We start from the raw sequence: 12,251 nt of genomic DNA on the forward strand, positions 1-12,251 counted from the left end.
CCGGGACTTGCGCGTCAGTCGCGTTCGACCGGCACCTGCAGCTCGGTGACCCACTCCGACTGCGGAATGTCCGGCTCGGCGACGAGGTAGACCTCACGACACGGTCCGACCATGCGGTACCCGTCGTCGATGAGCCCGGTCATCAGGGCGTCGTAGGAGACCCCGATGCTCGGCATGTCGCCACGATGGGTGACCACGGCGGCGAGCGGGACAGCAGGGAGCTCGACGACGTCGTAGCCCTCCGCCGCCTGCGGAACGTCGTCGGCGGTGAACGACACGTGCACGCCGAGCTCTTCCGAGCCCTCGATGTCGTCGTACCAGAAGATGCCCGGCTCGATCAGCTCTCGTCCCGCGGAGCGCAGTGCCCCGGTCAGGCGCTCGAGGAGCGGGTCGATGACGGGCGAGACGTTCTCGGGGCCGGCGCCCGGTGCGCGTCCCTCGACGGCGTAGACGGTGACGGGCGCGAGCGGGCGGTATTCGATGGGTGCGGACATGGCGTCCACCTCTCCTTCCAGGATCCGGAGCCGTTCGCCGATGCGGGCGATGCGAGCGGTGTCGGCGGCGACGGATGCCTCGAGCTCGGCGCTGCGGCGAACGAGGAGCGCGAGCAGCGCCTCCCGCTCGTCCTCGGCCTCGAGCACGACCGCGATGTCGTCCAGCCCGCAGCCGAGCTGGCGCAGCTCGACGATGCGCAGCAGGTCGCGAAGCTGGCCGGTCTCGTAGTACCGGTAGCCGCTGCGGTCGTCGACCCGCGCGGGCTGCAGCAGCCCGATCGCGTCGTAGTGCCGCAGCATCCGCACGCTCACGCGCCCGAAGGCGGCGAACTCTCCGATGGTGTACATGGTGGAGACCACGTTCGACCCTGACACAGCGTGAGAGTCAAGCGGAAGGGCGGATCAGGCGGACGCCGACCAGACCTGGCCCTCGGCCGTGCCCTGGTCGTCGACGGTCAGCCCGTGAAGCGTCTCGAGCGCGGCGGTCACCTCGTCGAGGCGACCGTCGACGGCGAGTTCGCGGATGCGCACCGACGGGCGGTGAAGCAGTACGCCCGCGAGGTGACGCAGCGCCGCCTCCGTCTCGTCGCCGGCGCCGCGGGCGCGAGCGCGGGCGATCTCCTGCTCGACGACGCCGAGCACCTCGGTGCGCAGGGCCGTGATGGCGGGTCCGGCTTCGCGATCGGCGGTGAACTCGGCCGCCGCGTCGCCGACGATGCTGCGGGCGTCGGCGTGCGCGCTGAACTCCTCGAGCGGAGCGTGCAGGCGGATCGTCTCGAGGTCGAGCAGCTCGACCCCGTCGACTCGGCCGACGGCGGGGTCCACGTTGCGGGGCAGCCCCAGGTCGATGACGAGCACGCGGTGCCCCGACGTGAACGCGTCGGCGTGGACGACGGCGTCGGCGGTACAGGTGATCACGACGTCGGCGTGGGCCGCGGCATCCGCGAAGTCCGCCGCGGGCTGGAGGCCGTGCTTCGCGGCGAACGCCGCCGCGCGACCGGAGGGAGAGAAGACCCCGATGTCGACGGCGCCCCGGGCGCGGACCGCCTCGACCGTGCGGGAGGCGTAGCGCCCGGTGCCGACGACCAGCACGCGGGCGGCCGACCAGTCGGCGACGCGGCTCGAGGCGAGCTCGAGGGCGAACCGCACGAGCGAGCGATGAGAGCCGCCGAGTCCGGTGCGGTTGCGGATGCCACGGCTGGTGTGGGTGGCCTTCTGGAAGAGGCGCTCGAGCTCGCCGCTCGTCGTGCCCTCGATACGGGCGGAGTCGAGCGCGCGACGCACCTGGCCGGAGATCTCGTCCTCGCCGACGACGACGGACTCGAGTCCGCTTGTCACGGCGAAGAGGTGGGCTGCGGCATCCGCTCCGGAGTGCACGGTCACCGACGCGCGGAGGCTGTCGACCGGGATGTCGGATGCCTCGGCCATCGCCTCGACCACGGACTCGACCGCGACGGCCTCGCCCCCGGTGAGCGGCTCGTCGATGTCGAGGTAGGCCTCGAAACGGTTGCACGTGGCGAGCACGACGGCTCCGGCCACGAACAGCTCATCGTCGACCAGGGCGCGCGTCGCCGACGGAGCGCCTACGGAGAGGCGCTCCAGAACGTCGAGGCTCGCGTTCCGATGGTTCGCGGTGAGACAGAGAAGCACGACTCTAATGTTAACGTGTGCCGCTGCCGAGCTCTCACCCATCCGTCGTCCACCGCAATGACCCGCCCGCGCTGATCCGCGCGTATCGCGGCGACAGGCCCGAGACGACCCCGGTGTGGTTCATGCGACAGGCCGGGCGATCCCTGCCCGAGTACCGCGAGCTGCGCGTGGGCACGGACATGCTCGACGCCTGCCTGAACCCCGAGCTCGCGAGCGAGATCACGCTGCAGCCCGTGCGCCGGCACGGCGTCGATGCCGGGATCTTCTTCAGCGACATCGTCATCCCGGTCAAGCTCGCGGGCGTCGATGTGCGCATCGTGGCGGGGCGTGGGCCCGTCCTCGAGCGCCCGGTGCGATCCGCAGCCGACGTGGCCGCGCTCCCGCCGCTCGACCCCGCGGCGCTCGACCCGATCCGCGAGGCGGTCGCCCTCACCGTGGCCGGGCTCGGCCGGACTCCGCTGATCGGGTTCGCCGGCGCGCCGTACACGCTCGCCTCGTACCTCGTGGAGGGCGGTCCGTCGAAGGAGCAGCTGCGCACCCGTGCGCTCATGCACTCCGACCCGGAGACCTGGGCGGCGCTGCTGTCGTGGTGCGCCGAGATCACCGGTGCGTTCCTCGAGGCACAGCTCCAGGCCGGCGCGTCCGCGGGGCAGCTGTTCGACTCGTGGGCGGGATCGCTGAGCCTCGCCGACTACACCGCCCACGTCGCTCCGCATTCCGCCCGCGCGCTCGAGCGCGCGAAGGCGCTCGGCGTCCCGCTGGTGCATTTCGGCGTCGGCACGGGCGAGCTCCTCGCCGCGATGCACGGCATCGGCGTCGACGTCATGGGAGTGGACTGGCGCCTCCCGCTCGACGAGGCGTCGCGCCGTCTCGGCGCCGGGGTGCCGCTCCAGGGCAACATCGATCCCGCGCTGCTGGCGGCGCCGTGGCCCGTGCTCGAGGCCCACATCGTCGACGTGCTCGAACGCGGGCGCAGCGCCCGCGCGCACGTCGTCAACCTCGGCCACGGCGTTCCGCCCGAGACCGACCCGACCGTACTCACGCGCATCGTGGAGTTCGTCCACGCCCATGGCTGACTTCTCCGTCGTCGGCGGCGGGGTCGCGGGACTCGTGGTGGCCCGGCGGCTCGCACTCTCCGGTGCGGATGTCGTGGTGTACGAGGCATCCGATCGCCTCGGCGGCACGGTCGCGCGACACGAGGTCGCGGGCATCGGGCTGGATGCCGGGGCGGAGAGCTTCGCCGTGCGCGGCGGCGCCGTGGCGGCTCTCCTCGCCGAGCTCGGTCTGGCCGCGGACGTCGTCGAGCCGCGGCCCGGCCCGGCGTGGCTGCAGCCCATGGCCGGACCGGCGGTGCCCCTGCCGGCGACGGCGCTGCTCGGCATCCCGGCCGATCTGCTCGCGGACGACGTGGCGCGCGTGGTCGGAGCGGATGCGGCGCGGCGCGCGGCCGAGCTCGACGCCCGCCCGATCTCGCCGCTCGCCGGCGATGCGAGGCTCGGACCCCTCGTGCGAGACCGCCACGGCGACGCCGTGCTCGAGCGGCTCGTCGCCCCGGTCGTCCACGGCGTGCACTCGATGCACCCCGACGACCTGCCCGTCGAGCGTGCCCATCCCGGCCTGCCGACGGCCCTCGTCGAAGCGGGCTCGCTCTCGGGCGCGGTGTCGCGCCTGCGTGCCGCTGCTCCCCCGGGGTCGGCGGTCGCCGGCATCCGCGGCGGGATCAACCGGATCGTCCCCGTCCTCGCCGCCGACCTCGAACGCCACGGCGGCGAGGTGCGCCTCGGCACCCGCGTCGATGATCCCGACGCCCTCGACGGGGTCGTGGTGATCGCCGCCCCCGGCGTCGCCTCCGCCGCCGGGCCGGGACGCCGCATCGACCTCGTGACGCTGGTCGTCGAGCAGGACCGATTGGATGCCGCACCCCGCGGCAGCGGGCTGCTCGTCGCCGCGGGCGCTCCGGTCGCCGCACGAGCCCTCACCCATGCCACCGCGAAGTGGGAGTGGCTGCGCGACGTCGCGGGCGGGATGCACGTGCTCCGCCTGTCGTACGACGTGGTGCCTGCCGACCCCGTCGGCACGGGGCGCGCCGACGCGGCGGCGCTCCTCGGGGTTCCGCTGCCGGTGGTCGTGGATGCGGCACACGTGACGTGGACCCGTCCCCCCGCCGAGGCCCCGTCCGGCGCGATCATCGTCGGCGAGACGGTCGCCGGGTCGGGCCTCGCGGGGATCGTCGCGCATGCCGAGCGCACCGCCGCCGGACTGCTCGCCGGTCGGTGACCGGGGCCGCGGCGCGCCGCCGCGGCACACGCTGAGGAGACACGCCGCGCACCCCTGCCTCTCGACCGGTGCACGTCGGTGTGCCTCCTGAGTCTGTGCCGGCCACCTCCGGCCATCCCTCCGGGCGGCCCGTCGGCGCAGGGGTGGAAGAATGGAGGCCATGAGCGAAACCTCGGCTGTCCCCGTGTCCGAGAGCGAGACGCTCGGCTACACCCTGTGGGCGGTGTTCCGCCGCGATCCGCATCGTCCTGCGCCCGCCGGCGACCTCGCGGCCGCGGTGGCGGAGGTCGAGGCATCAGGTGTCACAGTCCGCGGGTTCTACGACGTGTCGGGTCTGCGCGCCGATGCCGACCTCATGGTCTGGCTCCACGGCACGGGAGTCGCGCCCGAGGCGCTGCAGGCCGGCCTGCGGACGCTCCGTCGCGCCGAACCCCTCGCGTCGCTCGCGCCGGTGTGGAACGCCATGGGCGTGCATCGCGACGCGGAGTTCACCGCCAGCCACCTCCCCGCGTTCATGCGAGGCAAGGACCCCGAGGCGTGGCTCACCGTCTACCCGTTCGTGCGCTCGTACGACTGGTACATCCTGCCCGACGACGAGCGTCGTCAGATGCTCGCCGACCACGGTCGCAAGGGCGCGGAGTACCGCCAGGTGCTCGCGAACACCGTCGCGTCGTTCGCGCTCGGCGACTACGAGTGGATCCTCGCGCTCGAGGCTCCCGAGCTCGTCGACCTCGTCGACCTGATGCGGCACCTCCGCCAGACCGAGGCGCGACGCCACGTGCGCGAGGAGGTGCCGTTCTTCACCGGACGCCGCATCGCGCTCGATGAGATCGCCGAGGTGCTGGCGTGACCACTCTCCGCATCGGCACGCGCGGCAGCGCGCTCGCCCTCACCCAGACCGGCATGGTCGCCGACGACCTGTCCGACGCGACCGGCGTCAAGACCGAGCTGGTCACCATCACGACCGACGGCGACCGCTCGAACGAGCCGCTGTCGCGTGCGGGCGGCGGGGGCCTGTTCACGGGCGCGCTCCGAGATGCGCTCGTCGAGGGACGCTGCGACGTCATCGTCCACTCGCTGAAGGATCTGCCCACGGCCCCGCACGAACAGCTCGTCGTCGCCGCGATCCCCGCGCGCGAAGACCCGCGCGATGCCCTGTGCGCGCGCGACGACCTCACGCTGGAGACGCTGCCGGAAGGCGCCCGCGTCGGCACCGGCTCGCCCCGACGCATGGCGCAGCTGCGCGCGAAGCGCCCCGACCTCGTGGTCGTCGACATCCGCGGCAACGTCGACACGCGTCTCGGACGCGTCGCTCCGGGCGACCTGGATGCCGTCGTCCTCGCTGCCGCCGGACTCCGTCGCCTCGGCCGCACCGACGTCGTCACCGAGTACCTCGACGCCGATCGCTGGCCGACGGCACCGGGTCAGGGCGCACTCGCGATCGAGGTGCGCCGCGGCGACGAAGACCTCGTCTCGCGACTGGACCACGCCGAGACGCGGGCAGCGGTCGAGGCCGAGCGCGAGGTGCTGGCCATTCTCGAGGCCGGCTGTTCCGCCCCGCTCGGAGCCCGGGCCGTCGTCGACGCCGGGCTGCTCCTCCTCTCGGCGAGCGTCTACAGCCTCGACGGCACGACCGTCCTCACCTCCTCGCACGCCACGACATGGCCAGACGCCGACGCGTCGAGCGATGTCGCGGCGGCCGTCGCGCGCGAGCTGCTCGACGCCGGCGCCGCCGGACTGACGGGAGCACGCCCGTGAACGCCTCCCCCTTCGCCCATCCGCGCAGACCGCGCCGCCTCCGCGCCACTCCCGCGATGCGTCGTCTCGTCTCCGAGAACCGCCTGCATCCCGCCGACCTGATCCTCCCGATGTTCGTGCGCGAGGGCGCCGGCGCCCCAGTGCCGATCTCGTCGATGCCGGGCGTCGTGCAGCACACGACGGAGTCGCTCAAGGGCGCACTGGCGGATGCCGCGACCGCTGGCATCGGGGGCGTCATGCTGTTCGGCGTGCCCGAGCACAAGGACGCGGTGGGGTCCGGCGCGACCGATCCCGACGGGATCCTCAACGTCGCCACCCGCATCGCCGTGGCCGAGGCCGGCGACGCCCTGGTGGTGCAGACGGACCTGTGCCTCGACGAGTTCACCGACCACGGCCACTGCGGCGTGCTCGACGCGAGCGGCCGAGTCGACAACGACGCCTCGCTCGTGCGGTACCGCGACATGGCGATCGCACAGGCCGAGGCCGGCTCCCACCTGCTCGGGCTGAGCGGCATGATGGACGGTCAGGTCGCCGAGGTGCGCGATGCGCTCGACGGCGCCGGCTTCGCCGACACGCCGATCCTCGGCTACGCGGCGAAGTACGCCTCCGCGTTCTACGGCCCGTTCCGCGAGGCCGTGCAGTCCTCGCTGGAGGGCGATCGGCGCACGTACCAGCTCGACCCCGCGAACCGCCGCGAGGGCGCCCGCGAGATCGACCTCGACGTCGCCGAGGGCGCCGACATCGTGATGGTCAAGCCCGCGATGAGCTATCTCGACGTTCTGGCGGACGCCGCGGCATCCAGCCCCGTCCCGGTGTGGGCGTACCAGGTGTCGGGCGAGTACGCGATGATCGAGGCTGCCGCCGCGCACGGGTGGATCGACCGCCGCCGCGCGATCGAGGAGTCGGTGCTCGGCGTCCGCCGCGCCGGCGCCGATGCCGTGCTCACCTATTGGGCCGTGGAACTGGCGGGATGGATCCGATGACGACGCACACCACGAACGAGGACGAGTTCGTCCGCGCCCGCGCGGCCATGCCCGGCGGGGTCAACTCCCCCGTGCGCGCCTTCGGCTCGGTCGGCGCGACGCCTCGGTTCTTCGTGTCGGCCTCCGGCCCGCGCGTCACCGACGTCGAGGGGCGCGAGTACGTCGATCTCGTCGGCTCGTGGGGTCCCGCGATCCTGGGGCACGCGCATCCGGCCGTGGTGAAAGCGGTGCAGGATGCCGCGGCCCACGGCCTCGGCTTCGGGGCGTCGACCCCCGGCGAGACCGAGCTGGCCGAGCTCATCGAGGCCCGGGTGACGCGCGACGGCGCCCGCCCGATCGAGCGCGTCCGCCTGGTGTCGACCGGCACCGAGGCCACGATGACCGCGATCCGCCTCGCGCGCGGCGCAACCGGCCGCGACCTGATCGTGAAGTTCGCCGGGCACTACCACGGACACTCCGACGGACTGCTCGCCGAAGCGGGCTCGGGCGTGGCGACGCTGGCGATGCCGGGCTCGGCGGGCGTCCCCGCGCCGATCGCCGCGCAGACGCTCGTGATCGCCTACAACGACCTCGACGCGGTCCGTGAGGTGTTCGCGGCCCGTGGCGACGACATCGCCGCGATCATCGTCGAGGCCGCCCCGGCCAACATGGGCATCGTCCCTCCGGCGCACGGCTTCAACGCCGCGATCGCCGACATCGCGCACGCGCACGGCGCGCTGCTGATCCTCGACGAGGTGCTCACCGGCTTCCGCGTCGGCACGGCCGGCTGGTACGGCATCGATCCGGTCCCCTTCTCCCCCGACCTCATCACCTTCGGCAAGGTCGTCGGCGGCGGGCTGCCGCTCGCGGCGCTCGGCGGGTCGGCGGCGCTCATGGAGCTCCTCGCGCCGCTCGGCCCGGTGTATCAGGCCGGAACGCTGAGCGGCAATCCGCTCACCGTCGCGGCGGGCCGCGCGACCCTCGATCACCTCGATGCCGACGCCTACGCCCGCATCGACCGTGCCGCTGCGCAGATCGCGGATGCCGCGGCATCCGCCCTCTCCGATGCCGGTGTGACGCACGTCGTGCAGCGCTCGGGCAACCTCTTCTCGATCCAGTTCTCCGGCACCGCGCCGCACGACTACGACACGGTCAAGGCTCAGGAGGCGTTCCGGTACCCGCCGTTCTTCCGCGCGATGCTCGACCAGGGCGTCTCGCTGCCGCCGTCGGTGTTCGAGGCGTGGTTCGTCTCGGCCGCGCACGACGACGTGGCGGTGTCGCAGATCGTCGAGGCGCTCCCCGCTGCCGCCCGCGCCGCAGCGGAGGCCTCGCCGGCCTGAGCACAGGGCGGTAGTGTGACCGGCCATGGGCCGCCGCATCACCGCCACGACCGCCGCTCTCGCGGCGATCCTCGTCGCCCTCGCTTCGGCGGGCTGCGCGCCGGCCGCGACGCGCGCGGAGACAGCGACGCCGACGCCGACCAGCGACGCGATCGTCCACACGATCGCGTCGCAGGTCGACGAGGAGCTTCGGGACGAGCTGCTCCAGCTCCTCGAGGAGGATCAGGCGGAGCGGCTCGAGGGCGCGGACTTCGGCGGCGACGCCCTGCGCACGGCACGCCTGGCGGAGATCCTCGCCGAGCACGGCTGGCCCTCGTACTCGCTCGTCGGCGAGGAGGCGGAGGATGCCGCGTGGGCGATCGCGCAGCACTCCGATCAGGACCTCGCGCTGCAGCAGGTCGCCCTGGACTACCTGACGGCCGCGGTCGCGGCGGACGACGCATCGCCGGGGAATCTCGCCTACCTGACCGATCGCGTGGCCGTGAACGCCGGCGAACCTCAGACGTACGGCACGCAGATCGCCTGCGGCGACGACGGACCCGCACCTGTCACGCCGATCGCCGACGAGGAGTCGGTCGACGAGCGGAGAGCGGATGCCGGTCTCCCCCCGCTCGCCGACTACTACGCCGAGATGGACGCGATCTGCGCCGAGGAGTTCTGAGCGCCACGCGAACGAAGAAAGACCCCCGACGAGCGGGGGTCTTTCTCTGTGGTGGTGGACCTGAGGGGAATCGAACCCCTGACCTCCTCGATGCGAACGAGGCGCGCTACCAACTGCGCTACAGGCCCGTGAACCTCCGTTAGATTATCACGCTCCACGGACCGGCTCGAACCGGCGCCGGGCGCTGGGACCGGCTCCGGCGGGAGAGGATGGGAGCATGAGTTCTCCCGTGCCCGCACGTGTGTCCGCCGTTCGGAATGCCCGCCTCGGGACGGGCGGCGCAGACGCCGCACTCCACGATCTGCACATCGACGAGACGGGACTGATCGCCTCCGTCTCGCCCGCGTCCGGGGCGCCGATCCAACCTGGCGAAGTCGACGCCGGCGGCCTGCTCGTCCTTCCCGGACTCGTCAACGCCCACGCGCACATCGACAAGTCGTGGATCGGCCACCCGTGGCGGTCGTACGGCGGCGAGGGCGGCACCGACGGGCGCATCCGCCATGAGCGGGCGCGGCGCGACGAGCTGGGCATCCCGAGTCTCGACATCACCCGGCGTGTGCTCGCCGAGTTCGTGCGATACGGGACCACCGCGCTCCGCACGCACGTCGACGTCGATCTCGGACTGGGTCTGCGCGGCATCGAGATCGTGCGCGAGGCCGTCGCCGAGTACGACGGGGCCATCCGCGCCGAGATCGTCGCCTTCCCCCAGGACGGCGTCCTGCGGCGACCCGGAGTGCTCGATCTGCTGCGCGCCGCCGCCGAGTCGGGCGTCGAGCACGTCGGCGGCCTCGACCCGGCGAGCATCGACCGCGACCCCGTCGGCCAGCTCGACGCGATCTTCGCGATCGCGGCCGACACCGGCGCCGGGATCGACATCCACCTGCACGACCCGAGCGAGCTCGGGGCGTTCCAGTTCGACCTCATCCTCGACCGCACCGAGGCGCTCGGGCTGATCGGCCGGGTCAACGTCGCCCACGGCTTCGCGATCGCACAAGTCGACGCCGTGCGCAGGCGCGACCTCCTGCAGCGGATGTCGGAGCTGGACGTCTCCCTGACCACGGTCGCTCCGCTCCGCCTCCCTCAGCTGCCCCTGCATGAACTCGATGAGGCGGGCGTGCGCTTCGGCTTCGGCACCGACGGCATCCGCGACCTGTGGAGCCCTTACGGCACGGGCGACCTGCTCGGCATCGCCTGGCAGTACGCCCGCTCGTCGAGCCTCGTGCGCGACGAGGACCTGCGTCGCGTCGTCGACCTCGCGACGACGGCCGCCGCGCCGTTCGCAGGGCTCGCGAAGAACACGCTCGGTGTCGGCGACCGCGCCGATCTCGTGCTGCTCGACGCCGAGAACGCGATGGACGCCCTCGTGCGCACTCCCCCGCGCACGGTCGTCGTCGGCGGCGGCCGGCTGCTCCACCAGGCCTGACGCCGCCCGCGGGCGCAGCGTCGGCGGGCTACTGACCCGACGCGCGGCGTGCGAGAAGATCGCGCACGTGCGCCTCGATCTCTGCGTCGTCCACGTAGCCCATGCGCGAGAAGTCGGTGCCGGTGCGGGCCACACGCGCCGTGTCGATCGACGGCGGGCGCTGGGCGTCGATGCGCTCCCGCATCGCCTCTTCGCGCGCGGCCTGGCGCAGCGCCTCGCGCGCGGCCTCCGCCTCGAGCACGGCGGATGCCCGGGAGCCGGCGGATGCCGTGAGCGGCTTCGGCAGCTCACGCGGCGCCCACTCGCGGACCTCCGGGTCGAGCTCGACGTCCTGAAGGTGCGCGGGCGCGCGGGTGACGACGTCCGTGGTCCGCGCCGCGGCACGCGCGCCGACGCGGGACATGCGCTGCAGCAGCAGCCCGGCCGCGCCCGCCACCGCGACGCCTGTCCACAGCAGCAGCTGTGAACCGCCCATCGCCGTCTCCACCCCGCCCCACACGGCCAGGCCGACAGCGACGAAGGCCACGATCGTGGACGACAGCCGCAGCCGTCGCCGGGCGCGGGCCTGGCGGGAGGCGGGCTGAGCACGGACGGCGGTCAGCTCGGCGCGGGCCGCGGCCTCGGCGACCGCGCGCTCGAGGCGGGCCTGCTCGAGATCGACGCGGGCGGATGCCTCGGCGGCGGCGCGCTCGGTGCGGGCGCGCTCGAGGTCGGCCTTCGCGAGTTCGAGGGCGGCGGATTCGCGCTCGGCGAGCGCCTGACGGGCGAGTCGCTGCTGCGCCATCGCCGTGCGCGCGTTGAGTTCGAGCCGCACCTCCTGCGGCGTCTCACTCGTCTCCGCGAGGATGCGCAGTGCCTGGTTGAGCCGTACCGCATTGCGCTCGGCGGCGTCGAACTGGCGTCGGCTCTGCCACGTGGGCAGGAGGTAGACGAGCCACAGGAGCACGGCGACGAGAACGATGACGCCCCCGCCCAACACCTGCCCGCCCATGTCGTCCACGGTATGCGACGCGGATGCTTCGGCCGGGGCATCCCGTCGCGTGTCGCTCTATGCGTGCAGGCGATCCGCCGGCGGCACCGTGGCCGCGTCGTGCGGTGCGCGGCCCTCGACCCACCGCTGGAGCACACCCTCGGGCACCTCGTCACGCACGAGGGCGAACGCGTAGTGGTCGCGCCAGTCGCCGTCGATGTGGATGTAGCGCCGGCGCAGGCCCTCGTAGCGGAACCCGAGCTTCTCGACGACGCGGAGGCTCGCGCGGTTCTCTGGCCGGATGCAGATCTCCATGCGGTGCAGATGCAGCTCGGTGAAGCAGACGTCGGTGGCCATCGCCACCGCGGTCGGGGTGATGCCGCGGCCCGCGAACCGCTTGCTCACCCAGTAGCCGATGGTCGCCGACGCGAGCGAACCGCGCGCGATGCCCCACACGTTCAGCTGCCCGGCGACGGTGCCCTCATGTTCCATGACGAAGGGCACCCCGGCGCCGTCGCGGTACTGCTGCAGCAGCCGGCGGACGCCGAGCCGCATGTCGAACGACACCGGGCCGTCCGGGCTCGTCGCCTCCCAGGGCCGCAGCCAGTCGCGGTTGGACAGCAGCTCGGTCTGCAGCAGCCGGGCGTCGCGCTGTCGCACGAGCCGGATCGACACCGGGCCGTGCCTGCGGGGAGCCGTCAGGTCCACATGACCCC

The 12,251-nt window shown here is 73.2% G+C and carries 12 protein-coding genes and 1 tRNA gene; 8 read left to right on the plus strand and 5 right to left on the minus strand.

Translation table 11 applies throughout. The features are described 5' to 3' along the window. Positions 1-14 precede the first annotated feature (14 nt). On the minus strand, positions 15-854 hold the full coding sequence (locus tag EER34_RS14650; protein WP_240642400.1) for a MerR family transcriptional regulator: 840 nt from the start codon (positions 852-854) through the stop codon (positions 15-17). 42 nt (positions 855-896) lie between these two features. Then, the gene (locus tag EER34_RS14655; protein WP_127476036.1) at positions 897-2,144 is read right to left on the minus strand and encodes a glutamyl-tRNA reductase; all 1,248 of its coding nucleotides are present in this window, start codon (positions 2,142-2,144) and stop codon (positions 897-899) included. A 17-nt stretch (positions 2,145-2,161) separates the two neighbouring features. Between EER34_RS14655 and hemE the strand changes: the two genes are divergently transcribed. The 7 genes from hemE (at position 2,162) to EER34_RS14690 (ending at position 9,142) form a co-directional block, all read left to right on the plus strand. Next, entirely contained in the window at positions 2,162-3,220 is a 1,059-nt protein-coding gene (hemE, locus tag EER34_RS14660) for a uroporphyrinogen decarboxylase (protein ID WP_127476038.1), read from the plus strand. Beyond that, entirely contained in the window at positions 3,213-4,421 is a 1,209-nt protein-coding gene (locus EER34_RS14665; RefSeq protein WP_127476040.1) for a protoporphyrinogen/coproporphyrinogen oxidase, read from the plus strand. The genes hemE and EER34_RS14665 overlap by 8 nt, the downstream gene beginning before the upstream one ends. A gap of 160 nt (positions 4,422-4,581) precedes the next feature. Beyond that, entirely contained in the window at positions 4,582-5,271 is a 690-nt protein-coding gene (hemQ, locus tag EER34_RS14670; protein ID WP_127476042.1) for a hydrogen peroxide-dependent heme synthase, read from the plus strand. Then, on the plus strand, positions 5,268-6,179 hold the full coding sequence (hemC, locus tag EER34_RS14675) for a hydroxymethylbilane synthase (RefSeq protein WP_127476044.1): 912 nt from the start codon (positions 5,268-5,270) through the stop codon (positions 6,177-6,179). The genes hemQ and hemC overlap by 4 nt, the downstream gene beginning before the upstream one ends. Positions 6,180-6,235: 56 nt before the next feature. After that, entirely contained in the window at positions 6,236-7,162 is a 927-nt protein-coding gene (hemB, locus tag EER34_RS14680; RefSeq protein ID WP_240642401.1) for a porphobilinogen synthase, read from the plus strand. Next, a complete protein-coding gene (hemL, locus tag EER34_RS14685) occupies positions 7,159-8,481 on the plus strand; it encodes a glutamate-1-semialdehyde 2,1-aminomutase (RefSeq protein WP_127476048.1) in 1,323 nt (440 codons plus the stop codon). The genes hemB and hemL overlap by 4 nt, the downstream gene beginning before the upstream one ends. Positions 8,482-8,506: 25 nt before the next feature. After that, complete coding sequence (locus EER34_RS14690) at positions 8,507-9,142, plus strand: DUF6624 domain-containing protein (protein WP_205791658.1); 636 nt, start codon at positions 8,507-8,509, stop codon at positions 9,140-9,142. Between the two features lie 52 nt (positions 9,143-9,194). Here the strand turns inward: EER34_RS14690 and EER34_RS14695 are convergent. Beyond that, positions 9,195-9,270, minus strand: a tRNA-Ala gene (locus EER34_RS14695). A gap of 89 nt (positions 9,271-9,359) precedes the next feature. On the opposite strand from EER34_RS14695, the gene EER34_RS14700 reads away from it, so the two are divergent. Beyond that, positions 9,360-10,565, plus strand: coding sequence for an amidohydrolase family protein (locus EER34_RS14700; RefSeq protein ID WP_127476050.1), 1,206 nt, complete (start codon positions 9,360-9,362; stop codon positions 10,563-10,565). A gap of 28 nt (positions 10,566-10,593) precedes the next feature. Here the strand turns inward: EER34_RS14700 and EER34_RS14705 are convergent, their stop codons facing one another. Both EER34_RS14705 and EER34_RS14710 read right to left on the minus strand, forming a co-directional pair. After that, entirely contained in the window at positions 10,594-11,556 is a 963-nt protein-coding gene (locus EER34_RS14705; RefSeq protein ID WP_127476052.1) for a large exoprotein, read from the minus strand. 57 nt (positions 11,557-11,613) lie between these two features. Next, on the minus strand, positions 11,614-12,243 hold the full coding sequence (locus EER34_RS14710; RefSeq protein ID WP_127476054.1) for a GNAT family N-acetyltransferase: 630 nt from the start codon (positions 12,241-12,243) through the stop codon (positions 11,614-11,616). Positions 12,244-12,251: the final 8 nt, after the last annotated feature.

It is taken from the genome of Microbacterium sulfonylureivorans (assembly GCF_003999995.1).
Taxonomy (GTDB): domain Bacteria; phylum Actinomycetota; class Actinomycetes; order Actinomycetales; family Microbacteriaceae; genus Microbacterium; species Microbacterium sulfonylureivorans.

What these genes read in the sequence shown, in the direction of transcription:
- EER34_RS14705 (WP_127476052.1), bottom strand. Translation starts at nt 11,556, where the DNA reads ATGGGCGGGCAGGTGTTGGGCGGGGGCGTCATCGTTCTCGTCGCCGTG.
- hemL (WP_127476048.1), top strand. Translation starts at nt 7,159, where the DNA reads ATGACGACGCACACCACGAACGAGGACGAGTTCGTCCGCGCCCGCGCG.
- EER34_RS14700 (WP_127476050.1), top strand. Translation starts at nt 9,360, where the DNA reads ATGAGTTCTCCCGTGCCCGCACGTGTGTCCGCCGTTCGGAATGCCCGC.
- EER34_RS14665 (WP_127476040.1), top strand. Translation starts at nt 3,213, where the DNA reads ATGGCTGACTTCTCCGTCGTCGGCGGCGGGGTCGCGGGACTCGTGGTG.
- hemB (WP_240642401.1), top strand. Translation starts at nt 6,236, where the DNA reads ATGCGTCGTCTCGTCTCCGAGAACCGCCTGCATCCCGCCGACCTGATC.
- hemQ (WP_127476042.1), top strand. Translation starts at nt 4,582, where the DNA reads ATGAGCGAAACCTCGGCTGTCCCCGTGTCCGAGAGCGAGACGCTCGGC.
- EER34_RS14690 (WP_205791658.1), top strand. Translation starts at nt 8,507, where the DNA reads ATGGGCCGCCGCATCACCGCCACGACCGCCGCTCTCGCGGCGATCCTC.